The sequence below is a fragment of the Pseudarthrobacter sp. LT1 genome (genome assembly GCF_035621795.1).
In the GTDB taxonomy this organism is placed as follows: Bacteria; Actinomycetota; Actinomycetes; order Actinomycetales; family Micrococcaceae; genus Arthrobacter.
Window position 1 is genome coordinate 4,586,747 of the sequence record NZ_CP141830.1, and the last position, 25,664, is coordinate 4,612,410.

Sequence of the window (25,664 nt, forward strand, 5' to 3'; positions counted from 1 at the left end):
CAGCGGTAACCCGGTGGTGCCGTTGTTTAGATGGGCGCTATATTCGCTGTGTATAAGCTGAGGCCCGCGCTGGGGAGCGGGGCGCCGGGATGTGCAATCGGTATGCGGGAAGCGGTCTCCTTCTTCAATGAATGGGGAACGTCATGACGCTTATGGGCCGCACTAAAGAACTTGATCGAATTCATTCCGTAATCCGTGGGCCCAAAGAAGCAGCCCTGACAGTAATTGGGCGCAAGGGGGCAGGGAAGACCGCCCTGCTGTCGGTGATACCCACACTCTCCGATTACCGCACTGTGTATTTGGCGGCCAGTGCTGCCGAATCGGACTGGCCATTATCGGGTTTGACCGCGCTTCTAAACGACATGGATGATCCCGTCCTGAACCGCATCGCGGACGAGCTAATGCGGGACGCCACCGGCGCCATGAGCGTGCCGGCAGTGGCCAGCACCCTGCTCAACGGCCTGCACCAGCGCTCCTCATCACGCACCGTTATCGTGCTCGACGACGCCGACCAGCTCGATCCCAGCAGCCAGGCTGTCATTGGCTTCATTGCCAGACGTTTATCGGGCACCGACATCGTCCTGTTTGTCGGCGTGCGGGAGGACCTCACGGAAAGCGCCTTTAGCGGCCTTTCTGCCTTGCGCCTTGAGCCCCTGAGCTACAGCGACACTGTACGGATGCTGGAGAGCACGCCGACAAAGAGGACCACGACGGCGGCTGCGCACGCGGTTGCCGCAGCCACCGGTGGAAACCCGCTTGCCGCCGTCGACGTTTACAACCGGTTGCTGGAGAGGCATGCAGAGGGCAAGTACGCACTGCCCGTCCCGCTGCCCTCCGGCGGCAGCTTTGATGCGGAGTACGCGTCGGCCGTGGGCGCACTGACCCCTGGCGCCCGCAACGTCCTGGGTCTACTGGCACTTTCCTACCGGAGTGACATCACTACGATCGAGAAGATCGACCGCGAAGTGTGGACGAGCGTCGACGAGCTGCTGGCTGCCGGCTTGGTGAACCGAACGGGCCCCCATCTGGGGATTGGAGACCAGCTGCTACGGGGACATGTTTTCACGGCAATGACGCCGGCCGTACGGACAGCCAACCACCGGGCCCTTGCGGAAGCAGCCAGCGACACGGACCCTTACGCCCGCAGGTGGCACCTAAGCTTTACCGCCCTGGAACGGCAAACCCCGTTCCAGCTGCTGCGGCACGCCGTTGACCTGGTCCGCGGTGGTGAAGTGAGTTTTGCGATCGAGTACATTGAGCGCGCACTGACCATCAACCCTTGGGAAGCGGAAACGGCGGCGCGCCTGACCACCGCGGCTGAACTGCTGTTCAACCGGGGTGAGTTCGTGTATGCACGCCGCTACCTGGAGTGGGCACAGCGGGTTACCCGCAATCCTGCCTTGATCCTGCGGTTGACTGGCCTGTCTTTCGAAATCCAATTCGCCCAGGGAGCTGCCGTGCGTGCCAGCATGGTGCTCCGGCTTGTGAAGGAATTCGGTCAGCATGACCCGGCATACGCCGCAAGCCTGCTGGCCATTGGCGCCCTCTACTACGCAGAGCGGTGGGAATTGCAGGACGCCTCCGAACTCCTGCGCCACAGCAACGCATTCCGCGGGTCAGCATCCGCGCAGTGCCTGGGTATCGCCGAACGCGCCAAGCTGCTGATTGAGTCCATCGGCGGTGACACGGCCAATCTTGGCCGCAAGCAGGAACACACGGGCACCGCCCGGATAGCCGGCCTTTTGATGCACGGCCGGGCCCTCACTTATGCCGAACACTATGAAGGCGCCCACGAAACCTTTGCCTTGCTCAACAGCGCGGACGAACCAGGCCATGTTAACTGGCAGAAAACCGCATCATTCATGGCTGTGGACAACGCGATCCGCGCCGGTAACGTGCGCGCTGCCGTTCGGCTGATCGACGAACTTGAGGTTTCCGAACCCGAACTCAAGTACCACCGTGGAATGCGGCACCTCTTCCGGGTGTGGCGGGCGCATTCTCTTGGCGACGATGCACAGGCCCGTTCCTATGCAATCGAGGCGCTCCGCTATGTAGGCGCGGACAGCCACCCTGCCATTACGGCACAGCTTGCGGCTTGCCAAGGCCACTTCGCACTGTTGCGCGGCGACCTGGCCGAGTCTGTTGCCCAGTTGTCCCGGGCCGCGGAAATCGGCACGCGGTTTAGCAACCCCACCCTCCTGCGCTGCGAAGCGGACCTGGTGGAGGTACTGATCCGCCTGGGCCGGCACCACGAGGCCACGCAGGCGCTGCTGCGCCTCGAGAGCCGTTCGGTCGGGCTGCGGTCCCCGTGGCTAATGATGGCTGTTGCCCGGAGCCGTGCCCTGCTTGCGGACGGCGAACAGTCGCTGCAGCTTTTCAACCAGGCACTCGAAGGCAGGAACGGGCATACGCTCGAAAGGGCAAGGACCCTTATGTGCTACGCGGAGCGACTGCACGCGTTTGGCAGGCTCCGCGACGCGAGGGATACATTCCTCCGCGCCAAGGTGATGTTCGACGAGGCGGGTGCGGATGCATGGACGCAGCATGTGGATGCCCTTCTGCTGGATGAACGCATGGAGCCTGTCCGCATGCAGGGCAACCCAGCCATGCTGTTACTCGCTGACCATGAGCGGGCACTGGCCAAGATGGTGGCGCGGGGCATGCGCAACAAGGAAATCGCCGCTACCTTGTACGTATCCGTGCGCACGGTCGAAGTGCGCCTCACTGCCATTTACCGCAAGCTTGGCGTTGAGTCCCGGGCGCAGCTGACCGCCCTCGCCGCGGGCAAGGGATCCACCACGGCCGCCGAGCCTTACGTCCTGCCCGTCCTATAGGCCAAAAGTCCTGCAATCTGCAGGTCCCCGCAGTATCCACATCCTTCCTCCGCGGGAGCCACAAACGCCTTGGCGATCCCGCTCAAAGGCGCCAGTCCGAGGCTAGTTTTGCTTCATCCCAAAGGATAGGCGGCCAAGCCGGAAAGGGGCACCCATGGCAGAAGCACCAGTGGCTAAATCCCGGCCTGCGTTTGACTGGCGCACCACCCCCGCGGTTGCGCCCCGGGCTTCAGCACAGCAAGTGGTGGCGGCGGAGACTGCAGGGACCCCGCTGCCGCTTCCGCAGGTGCCCGCTTTCCACGGCGCGAAAGCCCGGACCCGGAAGGCGACGGCAGCCTGGATCTCCAAGCATGTCAACCTTCTCCGGGGTGCAGACGCCCTTATGGTGACGGTAGCCGTTTACACCGGTTTCACCCTCTCGGAAGCCGGGTTCGCACCGGTTGGGCCCCGAGACGGCGGGGCAGCAGTTGCGGCGGCAGCACTGACCGTCATCTGGCTGGGCGCCCTGGAGGCCTACCACACCAGGGACCCCAAGGTGCTTGGCATCGGCGCCGACGAATACAAGCGGGTGGCATCGGCCACCCTGCGCATCTTTGGCCTGATGGCCCTCGCCGCGGTGGTTTTCTCCGTCCACGGAGCCACCGCGTTCGTCACGGTTTCACTGCCCCTCGGTTTGGCGGCCCTGACGGCCAACCGCTGGGCTTTCCGCAGGCGGCTGGCCGGGGAGAAATTGCGGGGCAGGCACCTCTCACGGACTGTTGTGGTCGGCGAACCGGAGGACGTCAGGTACGTCATACAGCAGGTATCGCGGAAGTCGGGAGCGGTGTATGAAATCCTGGGCGCCTGCCTCCCGGGGGCACGCCGGGGAGCCGGCCTTCGGGTGGACGGCCGCACCGTTCCTGTGCTGTCGTCAACGGATGACATCGCCCGGACCGTACGCCTGGTTGACGCGGACTCTGTCATTATTGCCGGGCCCATGCCGGGCGGAAACAAGTTCATCCGGGAGCTGGGGTGGAAACTCGAGGAGTCCTCCACCGAGCTGATCCTGGCGGCCACATTGACCAACGTTGCCGGCCCCCGGATCCACTGGCGGCCGGTGGAGGGCCTGCCCCTCATGCACGTGGACATTCCGCAGTACGGCGGCGCAAAGCATGCCTTGAAGCGCGTCATGGATGTCATTGCCGCGCTGGCCGCCCTCCTGGTCCTCTCCCCGGTGCTCCTGGCACTCGCGGCGATCGTCCGGCTGGACAGCCCGGGCCCCATCTTCTTCCGGCAGGACCGGATCGGCAAGGACGGCCAGGTCTTCGGAATGTTCAAGTTCCGTTCCATGGTGGTCGACGCCGAGGCGAGGCTGGCTGCGCTGAACCAGCAGAACCAGGGGGCCGGGGTGCTCTTCAAGGTGAAAGACGATCCCAGGGTCACCCGCTGCGGACGCTGGATGCGCAAGTATTCGCTGGACGAGCTTCCCCAGCTTTGGAACGTGGTGCTGGGCGATATGAGCATGGTGGGGCCGCGGCCCCCGCTGGACCGCGAAGTCAGTGGCTATGAACGCCACACCCACCGCCGGCTCTTGATCAAGCCTGGCATCACCGGACTCTGGCAGATCAACGGCCGCTCGGACCTCCCTTGGGAGGAAGCGGTCCGGCTGGATCTCTACTACGTCGAAAACTGGTCCCTTGCAGGTGACCTTCTGATTCTCTGGAGGACGCTCCGGGCCGTCATCAGGCCATCCGGCGCTTACTAGCTCATCCACAAAACGGGAAGAAAATCACATGAGATCATTCGCCAACCAAACTCACGCCCCTGCCCAGCCGCGGCCAGCGCGAAAACTCCGTATCGCCGTCGTCGGTGCCGGCTACTGGGGACCAAACCTGGCCCGCAACCTCCAGAGCAGCCCCGACTGGGACTTGGTGGCCATTTGCGACCTGGACCTCGAACGGGCGCGGAAACTCGCAGCCACGCTCGGGGATATCCCCTGTGTGGAGTCCATGGACGAGCTGCTGGACTTTTGCGATGTGGATGCGGTGGCCATTGCCACCCCCGCGCGCACCCACCACGGGGCGGTCATGACGGCGCTGCGGGCCGGGAAGCACGTCCTCGTGGAAAAGCCGCTGGCGGACAACAGGGAACACGGGCTCGAGATGGTGGCCGAGGCCCAGGCGAACGGTCTGGTGCTGATGGCGGACCACACCTATTGCTACACGCCAGCCGTCCTGAAGATGCAGGAACTGGTGCAATCTGGATCCCTCGGGGAGATCCTGTTCGTGGATTCCACCCGGATCAACCTGGGGCTCGTCCAACCTGACGTGGACGTCTTTTGGGACCTTGCTCCGCATGATCTTGCCATCCTGGACTTTGTCCTCCCGGGTGGACTGAATCCGGCCGAAGTGTCCGCCTTCGGAGCAGATCCACTGGGAACAGGGCGGGACTGCGTGGGACACCTGAACTTCCGGCTTCCCAACGATGCCACGGCCCACGTACATGTGAACTGGCTGAGCCCGACGAAAATCCGCCAAATGGTGATTGGTGGTTCCCTGCGGACCCTGGTGTGGGACGACCTGAACCCCCAGCAGCGGCTTAGCGTCTACGACCGCGGCGTAAGCCTGGACCGGCAGCCGAAATCCGTCGGCGAGAAGGCATCAACAGCAGTTTCCTACCGCCTGGGTGATACCTGGTCCCCCGCGCTTCCGGAACGGGAGGCCCTCAGCCTGGTGGTACAGGAACTGGCATCCTGCATCCGCAGCGGCCAGGAAGCGAGAACAGGCGGCACATCCGGGCTCCGGGTTCTGTCGGTCCTTGAGGCCGTCACCCGCAGCCTGGCGATGGACGGCCAGGCTGCCCCAGTGGCGGGATCCGCTATGGCCGGAACCGGCACCGAAATGGAGGGAGCACGGTGAGGGCCTTGGAGGGGGCCAGCGTCCTGGTCACCGGCGGGGCGGGCACCATCGGATCCACTCTGGTGGACGCCCTCCTGGATGCCGGTGTGGGCCGCATCGATGTGCTTGACAACCTGGTTCGCGGCAGGCTGGACAACCTGGTCGGCGCCCTGGCATCCGGGCAGGTTGAGCTGGTACAGGGCAACATCCAGGACCGGGACCTGGTGCATGACCTTACCCGCGGCAAGGACCTGGTGTTCCACCAGGCGGCCATCCGCATCACCCAGTGTGCCGAGGAGCCCCGGCTGGCCCTGGAGGTCCTGGTGGACGGAAGCTTCAATGTCCTGGAAGCGGCCGCGGAGCACAAGGTAGCCAAGATCGTGGCGGCGTCCAGCGCCTCCGTGTACGGGATGGCTGAAGAGTTCCCCACCACGGAACGGCACCATCATGCGAACAATGACACCTTCTACGGGGCAGCCAAGTCCTTCAACGAAGGCATGGCCAGGAGCTTCCGGGCCATGACCGGCCTCGACTATGTGATGCTCCGCTACTTCAACGTGTACGGGCCCCGGATGGACGTCCACGGCCTGTACACCGAGGTCCTGGTGCGCTGGATGGAGCGGATCATGGACGGGGAGCCGCCGCTGATCTTTGGTGACGGCCTCCAGACCATGGACTTCATCCACACCGCTGACGTCGCCCGCGCAAACGTGCTGGCTGCCGGCAGTGACGTCGTTGAAGGGACCTACAACGTGGCCAGCGGTACGGAAACCAGCCTGCTGGAGATGGCGCAGGCACTCCTGCGGGTTATGGGCTCCAGCCTCACCGTGGAGCATGGGCCCGCGCGCCAAGTGAACGGCGTGGTGCGTCGCCTGGCTGACACCTCCGCGGCCGCCCACGACCTTGGCTTCAAGGCCGAGGTGGAACTCGAAGAGGGACTGCGGCAACTCGTCAACTGGTGGCTGCCACTGCGCGATGAGATTGCCGCAGCACGGAAGGTTGGTGCGTGATGACTGCTGAACCCGTTCTTGCCCGGATCAACGTCATGAAGCCCTGGCTCGGTGAGGAGGAAGCCCGGGCTTTGGCTGAGGTAGTGGCGTCCGGCTGGGTGGCGCAGGGACCCAAGGTCAAGGAATTTGAGTCGCGCTTCGCCGAATTCCAGGGAGTCCGCCACGCGGTTGCCACGTCCAGCTGCACCACGGCCTTGCACCTGGCGTTGGTCGTTGCGGGAATCGGGCCCGGGGACGACGTGGTTGTGCCGTCTCTGTCGTTCATCGCTACCGCGAACGCCGTGACATACGTTGGGGCGCGCCCGGTGTTCTGCGATGTGGACGCGGCCACCGGAAACGTGACCGCGGAAACCATCCACGCTGCGCTCACTTTGGACACCCGTGCCGTGATCGTGGTTGACCAGGGCGGTGTGCCGCTGGACATCGACCCCATCCGCGAGCTGTGCGACCGGCACGAAATCACCGTGATTGAAGATGCAGCATGTGCCGTCGGATCCACCTACAAGGGACGGCCGGTGGGTGCGGGCGCGGATGTTGCCGTATGGTCCTTCCACCCGCGCAAGATCCTGACCACCGGTGAAGGCGGCATGCTCACCACCAACCGGGCTGACTGGGCGGCCAGGGCCAGGACATTGCGCGAGCATTCAATGAGCGTATCCGCGACGGACCGGCACGGTTCACTGCTCGCCCCGGCGGAGTCCTACCTCGAGGTCGGGTTCAATTACCGGATGACGGACCTGCAGGCCGCCGTCGGACTGGTCCAGCTGGGCCGGCTGCCGGAAGTGCTGGCACGGCGGCGGGACATCGCCGCGCAGTATGTTGCCGGCCTCTCGAGGGTGCCGGGCCTGCGGCTGGTGTCGGATCCTCCTTACGGCACCACCAACTTCCAGTCGTTCTGGGTGGAAGTCCTGCCCAGCTTTGGAACCAGCCGGGACGGGCTCCTGCAAAAGCTGGCGGAAGCAGGGATCTCGGCGCGCAGGGGCATCATGGCGGCGCACCGCCAGCCCGCCTACCGGTGGCGTGACTCCGGTGGAACCCTGCTCCAGCACACGGAACGGCTCAACGACAGGACTTTGATCCTGCCGGTGTACCACGAGCTGGACGACGACGGCCTGGTCAGGATCATCAGTACCATCCGGGCTTCGGCCGCAGGGACGCGCACATGAGTGAGCTGATCCTGATAGCTGCCAGCGGCCTGGCCCGCGAAGTCCTGGCGATGGTGCGCAGCAGCGGCCAGTACGACGTCGTCGGCCTGCTTGATGACGACAAGGAAATGGCGGGCGTGACCGTGGACGGGGCGCCCGTACTGGGGACCATCGATGACGCTGCCAAGTACACCCACGCGTTCGTGCTGGTGTGCATCGGGTCTGGCAGGGCGCGCGAGTCCGTGGTGGAGCGCTTGACGTCACTGGGCCTTACAGAGGCCCGCTACGCCACCGCCGTCGACCCTTCGGTCCAGTACCCGGAGGGATGCCGGGTGGGCAGGGGCAGTATTTTGCTCCGGAACGTTACGCTCACCGCCTCGGTGACGCTGGGTTCGCACGTGGTGGCGATGCCTTCAGTGACGTTTACGCACGACGACGACGTGGCGGACTTCGCGACGTTCGCTGCGGGTGTGTCGCTGGGCGGCGGTGTCCGGATTGGCCGGGCGGCCTACCTGGGCATGAACGCCAGCGTTCGCGAGCGAACATCGGTGGGGGCTTACGCCACGGTGGGAATGGGGGCGGCAGTTTTGAGCAACGTCCCAGACGGGCAGACGTGGGTTGGGGTGCCGGCCCACGAGATTGATGGGGAAAGCTTCCGGATTGGGGGGATGTCATGAGGATCGTCCGGGCGCGGGAAGCTGCAGATGCAGCAGCTGTCACTGTCGTCATTCCCTGCTACAACTACGGAGCTTATCTCCCACAGGTTGTGCAAAGCGTATTGGCGCAGAAGCGTGTTTCACCAAGGGTCATCATTGTCGACGATGCCTCACCCGATGGGTCCGTGGCGGTGGCCCACGCCCTCGCCAAGGGGGACTCAAGGATCGCAGTGGTGGCCCACGAGAAGAACATTGGCCACATCGCCACTTACAACGATGGTCTCGCGAGGGTGGAAACGGAATTTGTAACGCTCGTTTCAGCAGACGACATCGTTGCTCCTGGCGCTTTGTCCAGGGCCACCGACCTTATGAGGGCCTATCCCCGAGTAGGCCTGGTTTATGGCCTGCCATCCGAATTTCGGGGGGACCCCAAGCCCTCCTGGGAGCAAGACGGCGCGCAGCCCAACTACTGGACTGTCTGGCCGGGCAAAGAGTGGCTCCTGTGGTCCTGTCTGCGGGGGAGGAACTTCATCTTTTCGCCGGAAGTAGTGATGCGAACCTCGGCTATGCGGCAAGTGGGCTTCTACAACAAGGATCTTCCGCACTCGGCCGATCTTGAGTACTGGCTCAGAACTGCGGCCGGGTGGGATGTGGGAAGAATCAACGGTCCATCCCAGGCGTACTACCGAATCCACGAAAAGAACATGCACCTCACCAGCTACAGCACCCTTCAGATCGATCTGGAGCACAGGCTTGCTGCGTTCCGTGTGCTGGCCACAGCGGAGGTGGCCCCTCAATTGCCGAACGGAGGCAACTTGTTTGAGCTCGCCAGGCGGGGAATCTGCAGGGAAGCTCTCCTGCTGGCCGAGCGGAATCTGGACAGCGGCGGATCAACTGGTGCATCCCTCGAGCTCTTGGAGGTGGCCAAGGCTGCTTACCCTGGCGCAGCCGGCACCCTCCGCGGCCGTGCACTCAGCCACCGCCTCCGGCGGGCCGTTAGTGGAGCAGCGCCCACAAACTTCCAGACCTTCATGGAAAGCTACCGGCACCAACTGAACCGCGCACGTTGGGTCGCCTGGCGCAAAGTCGGAATCTCATGACTCGGGAAGAGGCTAAGGCGGCTCCGGTCCAAGCGGTCAAGGCAAAATTGAAGGGAGGGCTTGCCTGGGGCGCAGCCGGGGTGGTGGCCGGCAGGGCACTGCAATTCCTTACAATGCTTATCCTGGCCCGGATATTGGCCCCCGAGCACTTTGGCGCCCTGGCTGTGGCACAGGTTATCCAGACCATTGCAGTCAATGTGACCGAACTGGGGGCCACGGCAGCACTGGCACGCGCCGATCGTGATCCGCGTGAAATCGCACCCACAATCCTTACTTTGGGAGTGGCAACAAGCGCGGTGATCACGGGATCCGTGATGCTCTTTGCGCCGCCCCTGGCCGCGGTCCTTGGAGATCCTGACGCTTCAGGCGTCATTCAAATCCTCTCAGTCACCATTCTTCTGTCAGGGTGCTCAGGTGTGCCCGCGGCCTTGGTCTGGCGCGACTACCTTCAGCGACCGAGGGCGTTCGTGGAACTCGCGGGGGCTGTATTGACTCTTGCAGTGGCGGTCCCTTTGGCGAAGGACGGTCTAGGAGCCTACGCCCTTGTCTGGTCACGTGTAGCCGGGCAGTTACTGACCACGGCCGGATATTGGATAATTACGCCGGTCCGTTTCCGTCCGGGCTTTGACCGGCGTGCTGCAGGCTATGTCCTCCGGCTCGGGATGCCGTTGGCGCTGGCGAACCTCGTTGTCTTCGCCACCTTGAATTTGGACTACGTCATCGTGGGCCGGCAGTTGGGTCCTGCCCAGCTGGGTGTCTACCTTCTGGCATTCAGCCTGGCCAACCTGCCGAGCAGCTTAATTACTGCCATGATCCGCACGGTCGCATTACCTACTTTCGGCCGCTTGCATAAAGCCGGACTTCTCGATCGGGCGGCACCGGATGTCCTCGGGTTGGCCGCATACCTGGCCATGCCGATATCCGCGCTGCTGGTGGGACTGGCAAGTCCACTTGTACAGGTGCTTTACGGCAGTACCTGGCAAGGTGCTGCGGCCGCCATGGTCGGACTCGGCATCTTTGGAGCGGGCCGCATCGTATCGGAGATCCTGGCCGATCTGTGTGTCGGGGGTGGCCGCACAACAGGACTGTTCTGGGTACAGATGCTTTGGCTGGCCTGCCTCTTCCCAGCCCTTCTGCTGGGCGTGTCTCTTGCAGGGGTCAGCGGTGCAGGAGCAGCCCACGCCATCGTGATCTGGGCAGCAGTCCTCCCTGTCTATTTCTTCCTCGTAGCCCGAATTATCAAAACGTCGGTCAAGCGGATGCTTGTGCCATCCATCATCCCGATTTTCGCGGCTATCGGGGCCGGTACCCTGGGCTGGCTCGCTTCGCAGTGGACTACCCCGCCGGTCCTCGCGCTTGCCTCCGGCTGCCTCGCCGGCGCTGGGTTGTACCTGGCTCTGACCGCCAGGGCCGCCAAGCGGACGTACCTGCGACTAAGTCAGTTGAGTACGGCAGGCGCGGAACAGGAAGGCTGGCCTGAAGTCGATGCGATCACAGCACCGGAGACCACCAACACCTCCCAGACAACCCCGAGGAGCTCGAATTGATCCATTCTGCACAAATCCGTGTGCCTCTGGTTGATCTCCCGGCACAGCAGGAGGAGATCCGGGAGGAACTAGAACCCCAACTGATGGATATCATGGCGCGGGCTGCGTTCGTCGGCGGAAAAGAGGTGGAGCTGTTCGAGCAGCAGTACGCTGAGTTTCTCGGCGCGCGGCACTGCATCGGCTCTGCAAATGGCACTGACGCGTTGGAAATGGCGCTCAGCGCGGCTGGTGTTAGACCAGGCCAGGAAGTGATCCTTCCGGCCAATACTTTCATAGCGACCGCGGAGGCGGTTCTCAGAACCGGTGCGCAGCCCGTGCTGGCTGACGTAGACGAGGAGCACCTGCTGCTGGACCCGGAGTCGGTGCGGAAGTTGATAACTGACAAGACAGCTGCCATCATCCCGGTGCACCTCTTCGGGCAGGTAGCCCCGGTTGAGCGGCTGAAACCAATAGCGGAAGAATGCGGCGCTGTCATCATCGAAGATGCGGCGCAAGCGCAAGGTGCCACCAGGTTCGATAGGGCCGCGGGCACGCTCGGGCACTTGGCGGCCACCAGCTTTTATCCGGGCAAGAACCTGGGAGCCGCCGGAGACGCCGGGGCTGTCACCACCGACGACGACGCGGCGGCCCGGCATATACGGCTACTTGGTGCTCATGGAAGTGAACACAAGTACAAGCACGAGATCATGGGCCGCAATTCCCGCCTGGATACCCTTCAGGCCGCAGTACTCTCCTGCAAGTTGCGGCGTCTGGCGGCATGGAACGACTTGCGCCGCGAAGCAGCCAGGAACTACCGGCAACTCCTGGCGGACATCGAGGAGCTCCGACTGCCAAAATCAGCTCCAGGAAACTCGGACGTTTGGCATCTTTACGTCGTCCGGCTGGGGAATCGGGACGCCGTAGCAGATCACCTGCGCCAGGCAGGCGTGGCAACCGCGGTCCATTATCCGGTTCCGGTTCATCGAACGAACGCCTGGAAACGTGCCGGCCTTCCCTGCCCGGGTCTCCCTGTGGCCGAGGCTGCCGCCCAACAGATTCTCTCCATCCCGATCTACCCCCACATCACACGGCAGCAGCAACAGCATGTGGCGAAGGCATTGAAGGACGCGATGGCAAGGAGGCCAAAGTGACCAGGGTCAGTGTGAACGAGGTTATTGCCCGGGCCAAAGCCAGGGGAATTGCAGATACATCGCGCCGCGCAATACGCCGCCTTTACGGCGAATTGGATGCCCGTCTGGGACTCCAGCCCCTCAATTTCCCGCTGGATGCAGGGGATGTTTCCAGTTCAACCGGCATGGGCATGCGAGAGCCCCGGTCTTTTAGCGGTCCCATGCATATTGGTTGGCTCATAACACCGCCCATTCCCGGTGCCGGAGGCCATACGACCTTCTTCCGAATGGTGCGGGGGATGGAAGAGCGGGGCCACCGCTGCACGATTCTGGTATACAACCGGAACGACGGGGCAATGGAAAGGCACCGGTCCATCATTAGGAAGTACTGGCCCAGCGTGTTGGCGGATGTCCACCCTGTCCCCGGACGATTGGATGGCCTTGACGCATGCGTGGCCAGTTCATGGGAGACGGCCCATGTGCTCGCCGCCCGTATCCCCCGCCGCGGAGGCCCTTCACCCCATTACTTCATCCAGGATTACGAGCCCTACTTCCATCCTCGCGGTTCGCTTTACTCACTTGCCGAGGACAGCTATCGCTTCGGCTTCAACTTAATGGCCCTTGGACCGATGGTGGCGGAGGTACTGAAGCGGGAGGTCGGCGTCCAGTCAACCGTCCTGCCCTTTGGAAGTGATGTTGGCACCTATCGGATAACCAACACGGCTGGGCGTTCCGGCGTCGTATTTTTCGCCAAACCCGAGGCTGAACGCAGGGGCTACGATATGGGCCGTCTGGCGCTGCAGGAATTTCATCGCATGCAGCCAAGGCAGGAAATCAATGTCTACGGTGCGCGCGCGACTGGTTGGGGTATTCCCGTGCAGCAGCATGGAAGGGTTTCCCCTCAAGAGTTGAACGAACTCTATAACCGGACAATTTCCGGGCTGGCGCTGAGCTTTACGAACATTACCCTGGTGGCAGCGGAAATGCTTGCGGCCGGAAACGTCCCCGTACTCAACGATGATTCTTCTGCCCGCTCGGTTCTGACCAACCCGGAAGCAGTCTGGGCCGCACCCAACCCGACTGATCTGGCCAAGGCATTAAGTGACGTTGTGGCAGCCGCCGGAACAGCCGAACGCTCGGCCAGGGCCGCAAGGGCCGCCGCTCACCGCGAATACACCTGGGCTGAAACCCAGGCCAGCTTTGCCCAAGCCATAACCGGCCGCAAGTTCAGCCCGTCGCGCTCCCGCTAACGCCGGGTACCGCCATTACACGCAGTCAACATGCCAAAGGAGACTACGGATGCGAATGCCTACAGCCCTTTCGTGGTTTTCGGCTGCCCTTCTTGTTGATTCGCCAGCGAAGGGTGCCACCACACCATCCAAGCAACTGCCGGATCCGAAGGGACTGCAGTATGTCCCCGCCCTCGATGGCCTGCGTGCTGTTGCCATTCTGCTCGTCCTCATACATCACGGCCTTCAGCCCCAGACGTTCGCGGGATTCCTCGGTGTGGACATTTTTTTCGCTTTATCCGGTTTCCTCATCACGACGATATTGCTCACCGAATTGAAACGGAATCACCGGATCCGATTAGGCCTCTTCTATTGGCGCAGGGCGGTCCGACTTTATCCCGCACTGCTCATAGCCATCGTAGCAATCCTTCCTTTCGGGTTGCTCGTGAGGGGCAGCAAGCACCTCATCGAAGTCGCCTTGGCCGCCACGTACCTGACGCCCGTTGCTGGCCAATTCTTCGGTAAAGCCGGCCTCACCTGGCTCCAAACATGGAGCCTTGGAATTGAGGAAATCTTCTACCTCATGTGGCCCTTCGCATTGATACTCCTCTTTTCGCGACGCGTTGCAGGCAAATGGATCGTGGCCCTGACTTTGGGAATTCTCCTGGACGGTGCACAACTCATGATGGGCTGGACCGGACAGGACGCGAGTTATTTCCTTCGAGCAGGAGGCCTGTTCCTTGGATGCAGCTTTGCTTTGTGGCTGGCTGAGCACACAGATGTCCGTTTCACCCCGTCGTGGGGTTATTCCGGTGCGCTGGTAATCGCCATTGCCGTGGTTGCCGCCGGATTCCGGCCTTCCCTAAATTCGCTGGCCTACATAGCAGCTGCCGCCGGGACAGTGGCCATCATTGCTTCCATCGTGGCGGGTGACCGGAGCAGATTTGGCTTGAAGACCGTCCTCTCGGTTCCCCCCGTCGTGTACGTCGGAAAGATCAGTTACGAGCTGTACATCTGGCACTACCCGATGGCGATCCTGATCATGCTCGCCGCCGGAACGGACCAACTCATCAACGTCGGTTGGTACGCCATACCGGCAAGTTCGGTCCTTGCAGTCCTCACCCACCAAGCCCTCATTAAGCCCGCTGCCAAATGGAAAACGAAATTCTCCTGACGGTCTCGCCTGAAAAACCCGGCGCGGGGGCCCGCAGTTTCCACACTGTTGTTCCAGCCAGTCCACAAAGCACCAACAGGTTCATCCCGGCAGCAAGCAGTGCCGCGTTAGTTTTGCACCCAGGCCGATGGGTTCACCCGCCTTCAGGCGCTCCGAAAGAGGAAAGGAACGAACATCGTGACAGGCAAGCATGAGGTCAACAGCGATGACTCCGGTACCGGAATGGGGGTCCGTGGCTACGTCCGGGTGGCAAGGCTCTACTGGCGTTCCATTGCGGTGATCGCAATTGTGGTCACAGCCGTGGTCACCCTATGGGGCGCCCTCCAGCCGCGCATATACGCAGCAGAGTCCAGTGCGCTGGTCCTCACCGTCGGTTCAGAGAATGTGAATACACTCCTGACGGGGGATGCGCTGGCAAAGTCCAAGATCAAGAACTACGAGTCCATAGCTGAATCACGCCTGATCGCAGATCAGGTCATCGCATCGGTGGGGCTGAACACCACCGCAGACGCCCTGCTCCCTACGATTGCAGTCAACGTCCCCGTTGAAACGGCGGAAATCCGCATTACCGCCACTTCTCCGGATCCGGTCGTGGCCCAGCGGACAGCCGACGCGTGGGTCAGCGAATTGGCCAAGCAAGTCCAATTACTCGAAAGTTCCGTCACTGCCGGCCAGGCACCCGCCCCGGCCCTCCCGGTGGGCTTGGTTCCGCTGGATAAGGCGGCCCGTCCCGTTGCGCCAATTTCTCCAAACATCCAGCTGGCGCTCCTGTTGGGTGCTGCTGCAGGTCTGCTCCTCGCGTACGCCACAGCGCTCCTCCGGCACCACCTTGACCGCAGGCTGCGGAGTTCCAGCGAAATCGAGCGCCTCTTCGAAGTTCCGGTGATCGGGACGCTCCCCTATGATCCGGACATCAGCGATACCCTCAAGGTACTTGGCACGGAGCGCCACGAACTCCAGCGAACAGAAGTACAGAACCGCGCCTTTATTGAGGCTCTTCGGTCACTCAGGACGAACCTGAGGTTCCTCGACATCGACCACCGTCCCCGCATCATCCTAGTAACAAGCCCAATGACCTCCGAGGGCAAGTCCACCGTTGCTGGGAACCTGGCCGTGACAATGGCCGCTACCGGCGAACCGGTCGTCGTCGTGGATGGAGACCTCCGCCGTCCCCGCATTGCCGGAGCCTTCAACCTTGTCCCAGGAGTCGGGGTGACCAATGTCCTGAGCGGCCAGGCCAAACTGGTGGACGTCATCCAGGCGCCCACCGTCCTGTCGAATCTCTCGATCCTGGGCTCAGGACCAATCCCGCCCAACCCAAGCGAACTGCTCGGCACGAATGCCATGAAGCAACTGCTTACCACCCTTGCCGCCGGGGCCACGGTGCTCATCGACGCGCCCCCTCTTCTTCCAGTCACGGATGCGGCTGTCCTGTCACGCGCCGCCGACGGAGTCGTCGTGGTGGCCCGGGCCGGACAAACCACGCGCGACGAACTGGAAAGGTCGCTGAAAACACTTCACACGGTCAAGGCCTCCGTCCTCGGCGTGATATTCAACTGCGTTCCCACTAAGGGCGTGGATTCCTACGCCTATTACGGTTCCTACCTGGCAGCCCCGCACACGTCATCCTCCGGAAGCCCGGACAGCACCGACGTTCATGAAAGCGCCCCCAAGGAAATCCGAAAAGCGTCGTAGCTGCCGGCAGCGGAAAGATGCCTGGAGTGGCTTGCACGGGATACAGGAGAATGAAAATGCCCAAAACTGTGGCAGTCATTGGTACGCGCGGTTATCCGAGCTACTACGGCGGATTCGAAACTGCAGTCAGGAAGATCGCACCCTTTCTCGCCGGCAGAGGCTGGGATGTCAATGTGTATTGCCGGCCAGGTTCCACCAAGGATGATGATGCTGCCCGCGACCCCCGGGTCCGGACCACCACCACCCCGGGCCTGGAAAGCAAGTCACTGAGCACCCTGTCATTCGGCCTCACCTCCGTTCTGCACTGCCTTCGAGAGAAGCCGGATGTCGCGCTGGTGATGAATGTGGCGAACGGGTTCTGGCTTCCGCTGTTGAAACTGCGGGGCATACCTACCGTTGTGAACGTTGACGGAATCGAATGGGAACGTGCCAAATGGAACGGCTTCGCAAAACTCGTGTTCAAGCTCGGAGCCCGTCTTACCGCCCGCTTCGGAACGCTTTTGGTGAGCGACGCCGTCGAAATTCAACGGCGCTGGAAAGTGGACTTTGGCCGGGAATCCGTGTTCATTCCATATGGGGGCGACGTTCCGGTTCCCTTGGAGGTTGTCCCGGGCCTCACACGGGACTCCTACGTACTCATGGTGGCCCGCTTCGTCCCTGAGAACACGGTGTCGGAGTTCTTCCAGGCAGTGGAGAAGATAGCCGGCGAACATCCTGTAGTCATTGTGGGCTCCAGCGGGTACGGCGGTTCCTTCGACGAAGACGCGAAAACGTTGAGCGCCCGGCATCCGAATGTCACGTGGCTTGGCCACCTCAGCGACGACAATAAACTGCTGTCGCTGTGGCAACATGCCGGGGTCTACTTCCACGGCCACAGTGTAGGAGGGACAAATCCGGCCCTGGTGCAGGCCATGGCGTGTGGAGCACCGGTGGTAGCGCGCCGCACCGCTTACAACAGCGAGGTCCTCGGCGCCCCGGAGCATCTCGTCCCTGCCGATCCGGCGGCCATCGCCGACGCGCTGCGCCACATGTTGTCGGACGCCGGCCTCCGCGTGAAGGCAAGGCAGGCAAACAGGGAGCGCGCCATCCTCCACTACAACTGGGAGGATGTCTGCAGCAGTTATGAACGAGCGCTTGTGGCGGCGGTGGGGCCGTCGCGAAAACCAGCAAGCCGGCTCACGGTTGGGAATGCCGCATGATCATCCCGGACCTGGCGGCCGTGGTGGTGCACCACCGCAGCTACGGGACGCTGGGAGCCACCCTCGACGCCCTTGTTGCAGGTGGCGTCGCCCCGGACCGGATCCTCGTCGTGGACAATAGTGAGGAGACCCTGCGACAGGCCGAGGTGGAGAACCTCATGCCACCGGGTGCACATTCGATTTACATTGCGAACGCCGGTTACGGTGCAGCCGTCAACCGTGGAGCGGCCTGGCATGAGAAAAACAGCCACGGATGGCAATACCTTCTGGTCGCCACCCATGAGTCACGGCCCGAAGTAGACTGCCTGGCCCTCCTCCGTGCCGCCCTCGCGGAAGATCGGGGAACAGCCGTGGTTGGACCCGTACTGGTTACGGGAGACGAAGGGAACACCATTTGGTCGGAAGGGGGACGCTTCACCAAAGTCCTGGGCCTACCCCGCCACCGCGGACATCTGACGGCACGGCCCGGGCCGTCCGCAGCTCCCCCACAACCGGTGTCGTGGCTTGACGGCGCCCTCCTGATGTTCCGGCGCGGCATACTGGCCCGTTACCCGATTGATGAAACCTATTTCCTGTACATGGAGGAAACGGACCATCATCAAACCCTCCGTCGCCACGGGTGGAAGGTGCAGGTGTGTCCGCAGGCTTTTGCTTGGCAGCATTCAGACGGTGTTCCACCGTTCTACCTGACACGGAACATCCAACTCTTCCATGCTAAGCATGGGTCACGATTACAGGCCCAGGCGTCCGCACCGTACCTTTTGGTGCGCTCCGTGGCCCGGGACCTCATCAAAAACCAGCACATAGGCACGATCCGTCCCCTGCTGTCCGGGCTTCGCGCCGGCCGGACGCTGGCTGCCGGAGCCCGTCCCATGCAAACGGGGGGCGTCATCATCGTGAACCCCCTGGGAGGCGCCCTGAGGCACTACACCGACGCGCTTCACCAGCACTTGGTGGATGCGGGTGTCCCGGCCCAGGTCCGGTCCCTTGATGAACCCTCCGTCTCCGGCAAGCACCGGCTCTCGTGGCTGCTGGAATACGTTGAACTGCTGGGACGTGCGGGTTGGCACACACGGCTTAGCAGCGCCCCACTTCGGGTTTTGGTCACCTGGCCTGTTTTGGGTTTTTGGGACCTACTCCTGGTCAAGGTGATGTGCGGGAGTTCCTCGTGGGTTGTCTATCACGACCCCAACCCGTTGGTCAGGTCAACCGGAAGCGGCCGCGTGGTATCCGCCCTCATGCGGACGCTGAAAAGACGGCCTGGAGCGCTGGTTCACAGCGAAGAGGCTGCCAAGGCAATGCGTTCAAGGGGAGTTGACGCCTCAGCGTTAGTACGCCACCCGGTACTTCCACCCTCAAAGGAGACGCCCGCAACCAGTATGGTCGGTCACAGGCCGGCCCACCGGCCCAGGATACGCGTACTGGGGCAGTACAAGCGGGACCGGGATCTGGACCTCCTGGAATCGCTGGCCGATCACGTTGGATCCGGCTACGACTGCGAGATCATCGGGCGTGGATGGCCGGCAGTCAATGGATGGACGGTGGATGCACGGTTTGTCCCGGAAGACGAACTGGACCAGCTGATTGCTGGCAGCACCGTCATACTCATTCCCTACAAGCGGTTCTTTCAGAGCGGGATAGCCATCCGGGCGCTTGAGCACGCCGTGCCGGTGGTCGGGCGTTCCGAAACGAGCCTGGGCGATCTCTTTGGGCCGGAGTCACGGCTATTGGTGAGCGGACAGAACGGCTCGGCGGGCGACGTGGAGGGTTGGCTCAAGGCGATTGAATTCGCTGTCTCGGACGGACGGGCAGAAGCTTCCAGGGCTGCCGAATCCTTCCACCGTCAGGCAGCGCGCGATTGGGCCCGGCTGGCAGCTCCACGCAATCCACTGGATTAGCCCCCTCCCCCGCTGCGCCGGGCTCCTAGGCTATGCCGGCAAAGGCGCGCCTTCCAGGCGGTGGCGGGGACGGGTCAACGCTTTCCTGGTACCTGGGGCCGCGATCATTGCCAACCCAACAAAAAGCCACGTCACGGGGAAGAACACGGCGTTGGAAAACAAACTGCACACGAGCGTGAAGAGCAGAAGCTGGCCTGGGAGACTGCGCACCCGCACCAGCGCAAGACCTATCAGGAAGATAATCAGGGGCACCGCGAACAACGCGCCGTCCACCCACATGCCCAGGACCCAGTTGCTGGCCACGTTGTTCTGGGACTCTCCCACGGTATTTATTTGGCCCCACACCCCTACCCGTCCCGCAGCGCTCAGGCCATGCCCGTATACCGGAATGGACCTGGCCAGTTCGAAGAGGGAATCATTCTGCCTGATCCGTGCCTGACCGGAGATATCGTCCTCCTGGACCGTTCCCAGCATCGTGGACGCCCGGGCGGCCACATCCTCCTGCAACTGTGGAATGGCTGCCACGGCCACGATGGCAGCGACGGCGGCAATGACCACAGCGGCCCACCGCCCGCGCCGAGGTCCCGTCCCGACGGTAATGGTCGATCCCCGGTACCTGTGGACTACCGATGCCACTGATGCTGCAACCACGCAAACCAGGAGTGCAATCCACGATGCCCGGGCCATGGCCAGGATAAAGACGGTGATATTTGGCAGGAAAAGTGCCACCTTTGCCGGCCGGGACATAGAGAGGCGCCAGCTCAGCAGCACGCCCACGCCGGAAAACATTCCCAGCCAGTCAGGTTCAGGATAGATCCCGGTGGGGCGGCCGATTGAGCTGATATGCAGGTGCCAGAGATCCATGGGGATGACCTGGAACACCTGGAGGACACCCACTGCGCTGCCAACGGTGGAGACGGCCAGGAGGCCCCACAGCATGGCAGCTATATCCTGCCGGTTCGACGTCAGTGCCACCAGCGATGCTGAGGCCGCCAGCCCCAGAAGCTGAAGGCCAAGTGTCGGACTGTTGACCAGGTCGCCGAGAAGTGTGGTTGACGCCAGCAGCATTGAGGCCGCCAGAAGCACCGCAATGGGCTTGAGGGCTCCCCTGTTCCTCACCCGGCCCGGCAGGAAGACCCAGGCGACGGCCAGGACCGTAAAGATATGGACCCTGAAGATCTGCACCGCGACAAGCCCCGCGGAAACGCCGAGAAGGAATGCGAGGATATTCCGCCGGCCAGGGTGCGTGAGAGCTGCCACCAGCCCCAGCACGACGGCGGCGAATCCCACTCCAAGGTAGAGAGCCTCGGTGAACAGCCCCATGAGTTCCAGCCTTTCCCTTGCAGCCAAGGCGCAGCTGCGGCAAAGCGGGGTCCGCCCTACAGGCATCTGCACTTTCACCGTAGATGGGGCTCTGTGCAGGAACTAGGGGCCTCAAGCCGGGCATGTGGGTACCCGCACGGACCTTTGTGGAGCCACAAAGGAAAGGAACTACGCAGCGGTCCGGAAGAACAGCTCCGGTCGCTACGGGGTGGCAAAAACAACATCCACCCAGTAGTTGGTGTCGTTGTAGCTGTCTGCTGGAAAACCGAACGATGCGCCGTACCGGTAAATGCCGTTTAACCCATCAACACCGCTCGCAAGGCCGTGGAGGGGCGGATTGTCTGCCCCTCCACCGGTGAAGTAGCCCCCGCTGGCGGAGTAGAACCCCCGGGGCGCGTAGTAGGAGACGATGTAGGTCGTGTTGGCTGCGATCGCCACGGGGGTGGTGAAGCTCGCTTCCTGCCAGCCCGAGGCAGATTCCGCCGAGAAGGTCAGCGAGGCCAGGAGCGTGCCGGAGGAGGACCACAAATGGCCGGTGTGGGTGCCGGTGTTGGATGTCCCCTTATAGAACCGGATTCCCGTCACGTTACCCGATACGTCTGAGCGGAACTTCATACCCAGTTCCACTCCGGCGCTGTCATTCACCGTTATGGTCGCTGGAGTGGCTGCCGGGCTGAAGACAGTGCATGGACAGGTGGCGGGTGCCGCCGCCGTGCTGAAGGACCACGTGTAGGGCGAACCCATGCTTTGACCAGACACATTCGTGGTTCCGCTGACGGTGGCCTTAAAGGTGGCTCCGTAGGCCAGCGCGGAGGACGGAGCAAACGTGGCCGTATAAGTGGTGGCATCGTAGCTGACCGATCCGGGAACGATTGTCCCCGAAGTATCCTGCAACGCAAAATTAATCGAACTCGAAACGACATCCTGGTTGAACGTCGCGGTGGGCTTTGTCGCCACGGGCTGTCCGGCAGCGGCGTCTGCAGGCGTACTGGCCGTTACGGCCGGCGCGACAGGTGCAGTAGAGGTGGAAAACACGACGTCCACCCAGTAGTTGGTGTTGTTAAAACTGTCGGTGGGGAAACCCGGTGAGGTCCCATAGCGGTACACACCGTTGGGCCCATCCACCCCGCTGGCCAACCCATGGAGCGGAGACCGGTCCGCCGAAGCGCTGAAGAAGCCGGAATCTGCTGAATAGCCGCCTCTGGGTGCGTAGTACGAGACGATGTACGTGGTGTTTGCCGCGATGGACACCGGTGAAGAGAAGGTTGCCTGTTGCCATCCCGATGACGTCTCGGTGGAGAAAGTCAGGGAGGCGAGCAGCGCTCCGCTGGAGGACCAGAGGTGGCCGGTGTGCGAGCCTGTGTTGGCCGTCCCCTTGTAGAACCGGACCCCCGTTACGGTACCGGCTGCATCGGAGCGGAACTTCATTCCCAATTCGACGCCGCCGGTGTCTGAATCTGACGCGACCAGCGGCACTGCAGATGGATCAAAAACGGTGCATGGACAGGTGGCAGGTGGAGCTGCGGTAGCGAAGGACCATGTGTATGGAGCCGTCATGGTCTGGCCTGTTGAGTTGGTTGCTCCGCTAACGGTGGCCGTGTATGTCATGCCATAGGACAGGGCAGGGGAAGGGGTGAAGCTGACTGTATTCGAAACCGCGTCGTATGAAGTTGCTCCTCCGACGCCTGCACCCACAGCATTCTTCAGCGTGAACTGGATGGAGCCAGGAGTGACGGCTTGGTCAAATGTCGCACTGGGCTTCACATCCACTGTCACATTTGTCGCGTTGTTCGAGGGGTTGGCCGATGCCACAACAGGTGCAGCCGGAGCGGAAGCCGTCGTGAATTGCCACGTGTAAGGGGAGGCCATCGCCTGTCCTGCCGAGTTCGTAGCTCCACTGACGGTTGCGGTGTATGTCGTAGCGTAAGCCAATGGGCTGTTGGGATGGAATGACGACGTATTGCTGATGGCGTCGTAGGTTACGGTTCCGGGCACAGCACCCGCCGCACTCGTCAAAGTAAATACAACTGACGTGCCGGCAACGGCCTGGTTGAAGGTGGCCGCCGGAACAACGGCGGGGTCCACACCGTTGGCGCCGTTGATTGGGGAAACTGACGACACTGCGGGAGCAACCGTGCCCGTCTCCGTGAAGATCGGATCTACCCAGTAGTTTTCGGCATCGTAGACCTGGTCCGGGAAAGCGGAGGTGGTTCCGTACTTATAGAAGCCATTGGGTCTGTTGGGCACGCTCCTGGTGAAGTGCAGCGGAGCACTGTCAACCGGACTTGTTCCGCCGGAAGGCGAAGGATTGTTGTAGAAATATCCGGGGTCTTCCGCATAGTGTCCGGCCGGCGCAAAGTAGGACACCACATATTGGGTGCCCGCCGTGATTGCCAGGGGCGGCGAATAGAGGGCCGTTTGCCAGCCACTGGCAGATTCGCCGGAGAAAGTGACGGTGGCCAGTCGTTGGCCGCTAACGCTCCAGACGTTGCCGACATGGGTTCCGGTGTTCTTGGCCGACTTGTAAAACCTGATGCCGCTGATGGTTCCGGCTACGTCGGAGTAGAACTTGGCGCCGATTTCCAGCGAATTGGGGTCCCCCGCGTCAGGGGACGAGGGGGAAATATTCCGGCCCAGAACTGAACAAGGGCAAGTAACAGACGTCGACACCCCGGGCGATCCGGACTCGAGGTTGCCGCTGTCATCGACAGCACGGGAGCGCAGGACGGATGTCGGGCTGCCATGTGCATTCCAGCTGAAGGTCCAGTTGGTGGTTCCATTTGCGCGCTGCCAAGTCGCGCCACCGTCCGTTGACACTTCAACCCCTGCAACGACCCCGCCCACATCTGATGCGGTCCCGCTTACCGTGACAACTGTGCCGTCGGCTACTGAGGTACCTGCGGCTGGAGTGGACACGGCCGATGTCGGAGCCGTTGTGTCTGTGGAGGGCTGTGCCGTGCTGAGCCCTGATATCAACGTGGCTGGCTGCGCCGACATGTCCGCGAAGAGGTTGACGGTGGCCTGCTGCATGTTCCGGTCCACCGTCTTGCCTGTGGTGAAGGGGTCCAAACCCCACGACCATTGGACGGTACCAGCGCCGAAAACCATGGCCCCGCTGGCTGCTTTATACATAGTGAGATTGTGTACGGCCGTCGCGCCCTGTTTGGTGGTGGAGCCGTAATCCGTAAAGACTTCCGCAGCCGTGTTTGTTGTCTGGGATAACCGGAAGGATCCCGCTGGCCGGAAGCCATTGACCGCATCGCTGTCCCATTCATAGCCGAGCGTTCCCAAACCGCTTCCCAGTGTTACTGAAGCCCCGCTTGCCATGGCGGGGATCGATGTTCCACGCCACAGCCTTAGCTGCTTGTAGGCGGCAGGCACAACAATGTCAGTCGTCCCTGAGTTCACCATGAAGTACTGGCCGGTCAGGGAATTCTCGGGGTTTCCGCCACCGTTGGCTGTACCAAACCGGGGGTCCCGCCACGTGCCCGTCCAGGTCACGGGGTCCGTGGGAGCGTTGAAGTGTGTGTCCTTGTACGACACAAGGGTCCGCCCGGCCGTGTTGGTGCCGTCGGCGCTGGGTTCCCATCTGGTCTTCCAGAACATCTCATTACCGCTGAAGAAGGCAAGGTTGACGCCAGCATCGCGGGCAGCAGTGACGTTGGTCCGCTGGTCGGCCGACCAGTACTCGTCATGTCCAGCCGAGAGGAAGGACTTGTGGTTCAGGATCAGGGATCCCTTGGTGGCCACATCCAACCCACTCATGTAACTGATGTCATAACCGTTCGATTCCAAAAACCGGATCATGGGGTATTCCGCGTACATCAGCCAACTGCGGCCCGAGTCGTCGGCAGCCGAGTGAAACGGCCTGTTATAGGACACCTTGAACGCTGCTTTATATGCCTGTGGGTTTCCCGCCGGGCAGGATACGGAACAAGTGTAGAGACTGTTGCCACCGTACGAGTTGTAGGCCTGCCAGGTAGTGTCAGACGTCTGGAACAGCACCGCCGACTTAGCCGCGTCGTCGCGGACAACGAATGGGACGACGCTCGCTCCGCCTGTATCCGTCCGGACCAGGCGGGCGATGTAAACCCCGGACACCGCGGTTGCCGGGACGGCCCAGGACGCAGAGACGGCCCAGTTGCCACAATCAATCAAACCCGTGGCGGAAAACGTCAGGCAGCTGGGCTGGGTCTGGGGAAGTGCGGCTGAGGGGAGGATGTTTGCTGCAACTTTGCGGGCGCCTGATCCTTGGTAGTAACCAAACCGGTAGACGTCGATTCGGTACGCCTTGGCGTTCGTTTTCACCTTGAATGTGACGGTTTGGCCGACGTTCACACTCATGGACGTCGCATAGCCCTGGATGCTGCTGTCGCCCGCACCGCTGACCTGCCACTCGCTGGCCGGATTGCCCGCCAGCGTGTTCTCGCACGCTACTTTGCTCACCACGGGCGGGTCACAAGGTGTGGCAGCCCGTGCCGGAAGCACCCAGCCCGGTCCGGCAACCACGGGCAACGCGGAACAAATCAGCGCAAGAACCAGCGCCAGAATCCAGTGACGCGGGACCGGTCGGAAGGGGATTCCAGATGCAGACGTCATAATTGGCTCCGTGGTTCAGCGCAGGAGCCGTTCGGCTGAGCAGGGAGAATCCACACCTCCCCAGCACCGGTTACCCGGTACCTCCCCTGTCGCATCAGTCAGTTGTCGACGGAGGCCATTTGTTGGCAGGACGGCAAGGTCCTGGTATCCAGCCATAACTACGGGCTGGGTACCTAACGGCATCCGTGATCCATACCGTAGGCGTGAGCTGGCCCCTAATCAGGGTTTAGGGGGTACCTATGCGGGAATCCGCACCAAGCTTGCGGGATA

At 62.3% G+C, this 25,664-nt stretch carries 16 protein-coding genes; 14 read left to right on the forward strand and 2 right to left on the reverse strand.

What is annotated here, in order from left to right; genetic code table 11:
• Positions 1-152 precede the first annotated feature (152 nt).
• The 14 genes from VIK36_RS21525 (at position 153) to VIK36_RS21590 (ending at position 19,472) form a co-directional block, all read left to right on the forward strand.
• Positions 153-2,834: a helix-turn-helix transcriptional regulator gene (locus VIK36_RS21525; protein ID WP_324645333.1), complete on the forward strand. Its 2,682-nt coding sequence runs from the start codon at positions 153-155 to the stop codon at positions 2,832-2,834.
• 154 nt (positions 2,835-2,988) lie between these two features.
• Entirely contained in the window at positions 2,989-4,578 is a 1,590-nt protein-coding gene (locus VIK36_RS21530) for a sugar transferase (RefSeq protein WP_255173794.1), read from the forward strand.
• Between the two features lie 28 nt (positions 4,579-4,606).
• Positions 4,607-5,731, forward strand: a complete 1,125-nt coding sequence (locus tag VIK36_RS21535) for a Gfo/Idh/MocA family protein (protein WP_255173795.1) — start codon at positions 4,607-4,609, stop codon at positions 5,729-5,731.
• Positions 5,728-6,720, forward strand: a complete 993-nt coding sequence (locus VIK36_RS21540) for an NAD-dependent epimerase/dehydratase family protein (protein WP_255173796.1) — start codon at positions 5,728-5,730, stop codon at positions 6,718-6,720. The genes VIK36_RS21535 and VIK36_RS21540 overlap by 4 nt, the downstream gene beginning before the upstream one ends.
• Positions 6,720-7,886, forward strand: a complete 1,167-nt coding sequence (locus VIK36_RS21545) for a DegT/DnrJ/EryC1/StrS family aminotransferase (RefSeq protein WP_255173797.1) — start codon at positions 6,720-6,722, stop codon at positions 7,884-7,886. The genes VIK36_RS21540 and VIK36_RS21545 overlap by 1 nt, the downstream gene beginning before the upstream one ends.
• Entirely contained in the window at positions 7,883-8,542 is a 660-nt protein-coding gene (locus VIK36_RS21550; protein WP_255173798.1) for an acetyltransferase, read from the forward strand. The genes VIK36_RS21545 and VIK36_RS21550 overlap by 4 nt, the downstream gene beginning before the upstream one ends.
• Positions 8,539-9,621, forward strand: coding sequence for a glycosyltransferase family 2 protein (locus tag VIK36_RS21555; protein ID WP_255173799.1), 1,083 nt, complete (start codon positions 8,539-8,541; stop codon positions 9,619-9,621). Before VIK36_RS21550 ends, VIK36_RS21555 begins: the two co-directional genes overlap by 4 nt.
• Positions 9,618-11,168, forward strand: coding sequence for a lipopolysaccharide biosynthesis protein (locus tag VIK36_RS21560; RefSeq protein ID WP_324643603.1), 1,551 nt, complete (start codon positions 9,618-9,620; stop codon positions 11,166-11,168). Before VIK36_RS21555 ends, VIK36_RS21560 begins: the two co-directional genes overlap by 4 nt.
• Positions 11,165-12,298 (forward strand): DegT/DnrJ/EryC1/StrS family aminotransferase, encoded by a 1,134-nt coding sequence (locus VIK36_RS21565; protein WP_255173801.1) that lies wholly within the window; start codon positions 11,165-11,167, stop codon positions 12,296-12,298. Before VIK36_RS21560 ends, VIK36_RS21565 begins: the two co-directional genes overlap by 4 nt.
• The gene (locus VIK36_RS21570) at positions 12,295-13,527 is read left to right on the forward strand and encodes a glycosyltransferase family protein (protein ID WP_255173802.1); all 1,233 of its coding nucleotides are present in this window, start codon (positions 12,295-12,297) and stop codon (positions 13,525-13,527) included. Before VIK36_RS21565 ends, VIK36_RS21570 begins: the two co-directional genes overlap by 4 nt.
• Positions 13,528-13,582: 55 nt before the next feature.
• A complete protein-coding gene (locus VIK36_RS21575) occupies positions 13,583-14,680 on the forward strand; it encodes an acyltransferase (protein ID WP_324643604.1) in 1,098 nt (365 codons plus the stop codon).
• A gap of 177 nt (positions 14,681-14,857) precedes the next feature.
• Positions 14,858-16,375, forward strand: a complete 1,518-nt coding sequence (locus tag VIK36_RS21580; protein ID WP_324643606.1) for a polysaccharide biosynthesis tyrosine autokinase — start codon at positions 14,858-14,860, stop codon at positions 16,373-16,375.
• Positions 16,376-16,431: 56 nt separating this feature from the next.
• Complete coding sequence (locus VIK36_RS21585; RefSeq protein WP_324643608.1) at positions 16,432-17,574, forward strand: glycosyltransferase; 1,143 nt, start codon at positions 16,432-16,434, stop codon at positions 17,572-17,574.
• Entirely contained in the window at positions 17,571-19,472 is a 1,902-nt protein-coding gene (locus VIK36_RS21590; RefSeq protein WP_324643609.1) for a hypothetical protein, read from the forward strand. Before VIK36_RS21585 ends, VIK36_RS21590 begins: the two co-directional genes overlap by 4 nt.
• Positions 19,473-19,502: 30 nt before the next feature.
• Here the strand turns inward: VIK36_RS21590 and VIK36_RS21595 are convergent, their stop codons facing one another.
• Positions 19,503-20,795, reverse strand: a complete 1,293-nt coding sequence (locus VIK36_RS21595; protein WP_324643610.1) for an O-antigen ligase family protein — start codon at positions 20,793-20,795, stop codon at positions 19,503-19,505.
• 201 nt (positions 20,796-20,996) lie between these two features.
• Positions 20,997-25,241 carry a DUF4082 domain-containing protein gene (locus VIK36_RS21600; protein WP_324643611.1) on the reverse strand — a complete coding sequence of 1,415 codons (4,245 nt, stop codon included), beginning with the start codon at positions 25,239-25,241 and terminating at the stop codon, positions 20,997-20,999.
• Positions 25,242-25,664: the final 423 nt, after the last annotated feature.

Excerpts from the sequence above, each read along its gene's own strand:
- VIK36_RS21595 (WP_324643610.1), bottom strand. The coding sequence starts at position 20,795 with ATGGGGCTGTTCACCGAGGCTCTCTACCTTGGAGTGGGATTCGCCGCC.
- VIK36_RS21545 (WP_255173797.1), top strand. The coding sequence starts at position 6,720 with ATGACTGCTGAACCCGTTCTTGCCCGGATCAACGTCATGAAGCCCTGG.
- VIK36_RS21530 (WP_255173794.1), top strand. The coding sequence starts at position 2,989 with ATGGCAGAAGCACCAGTGGCTAAATCCCGGCCTGCGTTTGACTGGCGC.
- VIK36_RS21525 (WP_324645333.1), top strand. The coding sequence starts at position 153 with ATGGGCCGCACTAAAGAACTTGATCGAATTCATTCCGTAATCCGTGGG.
- VIK36_RS21590 (WP_324643609.1), top strand. The coding sequence starts at position 17,571 with ATGATCATCCCGGACCTGGCGGCCGTGGTGGTGCACCACCGCAGCTAC.
- VIK36_RS21560 (WP_324643603.1), top strand. The coding sequence starts at position 9,618 with ATGACTCGGGAAGAGGCTAAGGCGGCTCCGGTCCAAGCGGTCAAGGCA.
- VIK36_RS21585 (WP_324643608.1), top strand. The coding sequence starts at position 16,432 with ATGCCCAAAACTGTGGCAGTCATTGGTACGCGCGGTTATCCGAGCTAC.
- VIK36_RS21535 (WP_255173795.1), top strand. The coding sequence starts at position 4,607 with ATGAGATCATTCGCCAACCAAACTCACGCCCCTGCCCAGCCGCGGCCA.
- VIK36_RS21555 (WP_255173799.1), top strand. The coding sequence starts at position 8,539 with ATGAGGATCGTCCGGGCGCGGGAAGCTGCAGATGCAGCAGCTGTCACT.
- VIK36_RS21575 (WP_324643604.1), top strand. The coding sequence starts at position 13,583 with ATGCCTACAGCCCTTTCGTGGTTTTCGGCTGCCCTTCTTGTTGATTCG.
- VIK36_RS21550 (WP_255173798.1), top strand. The coding sequence starts at position 7,883 with ATGAGTGAGCTGATCCTGATAGCTGCCAGCGGCCTGGCCCGCGAAGTC.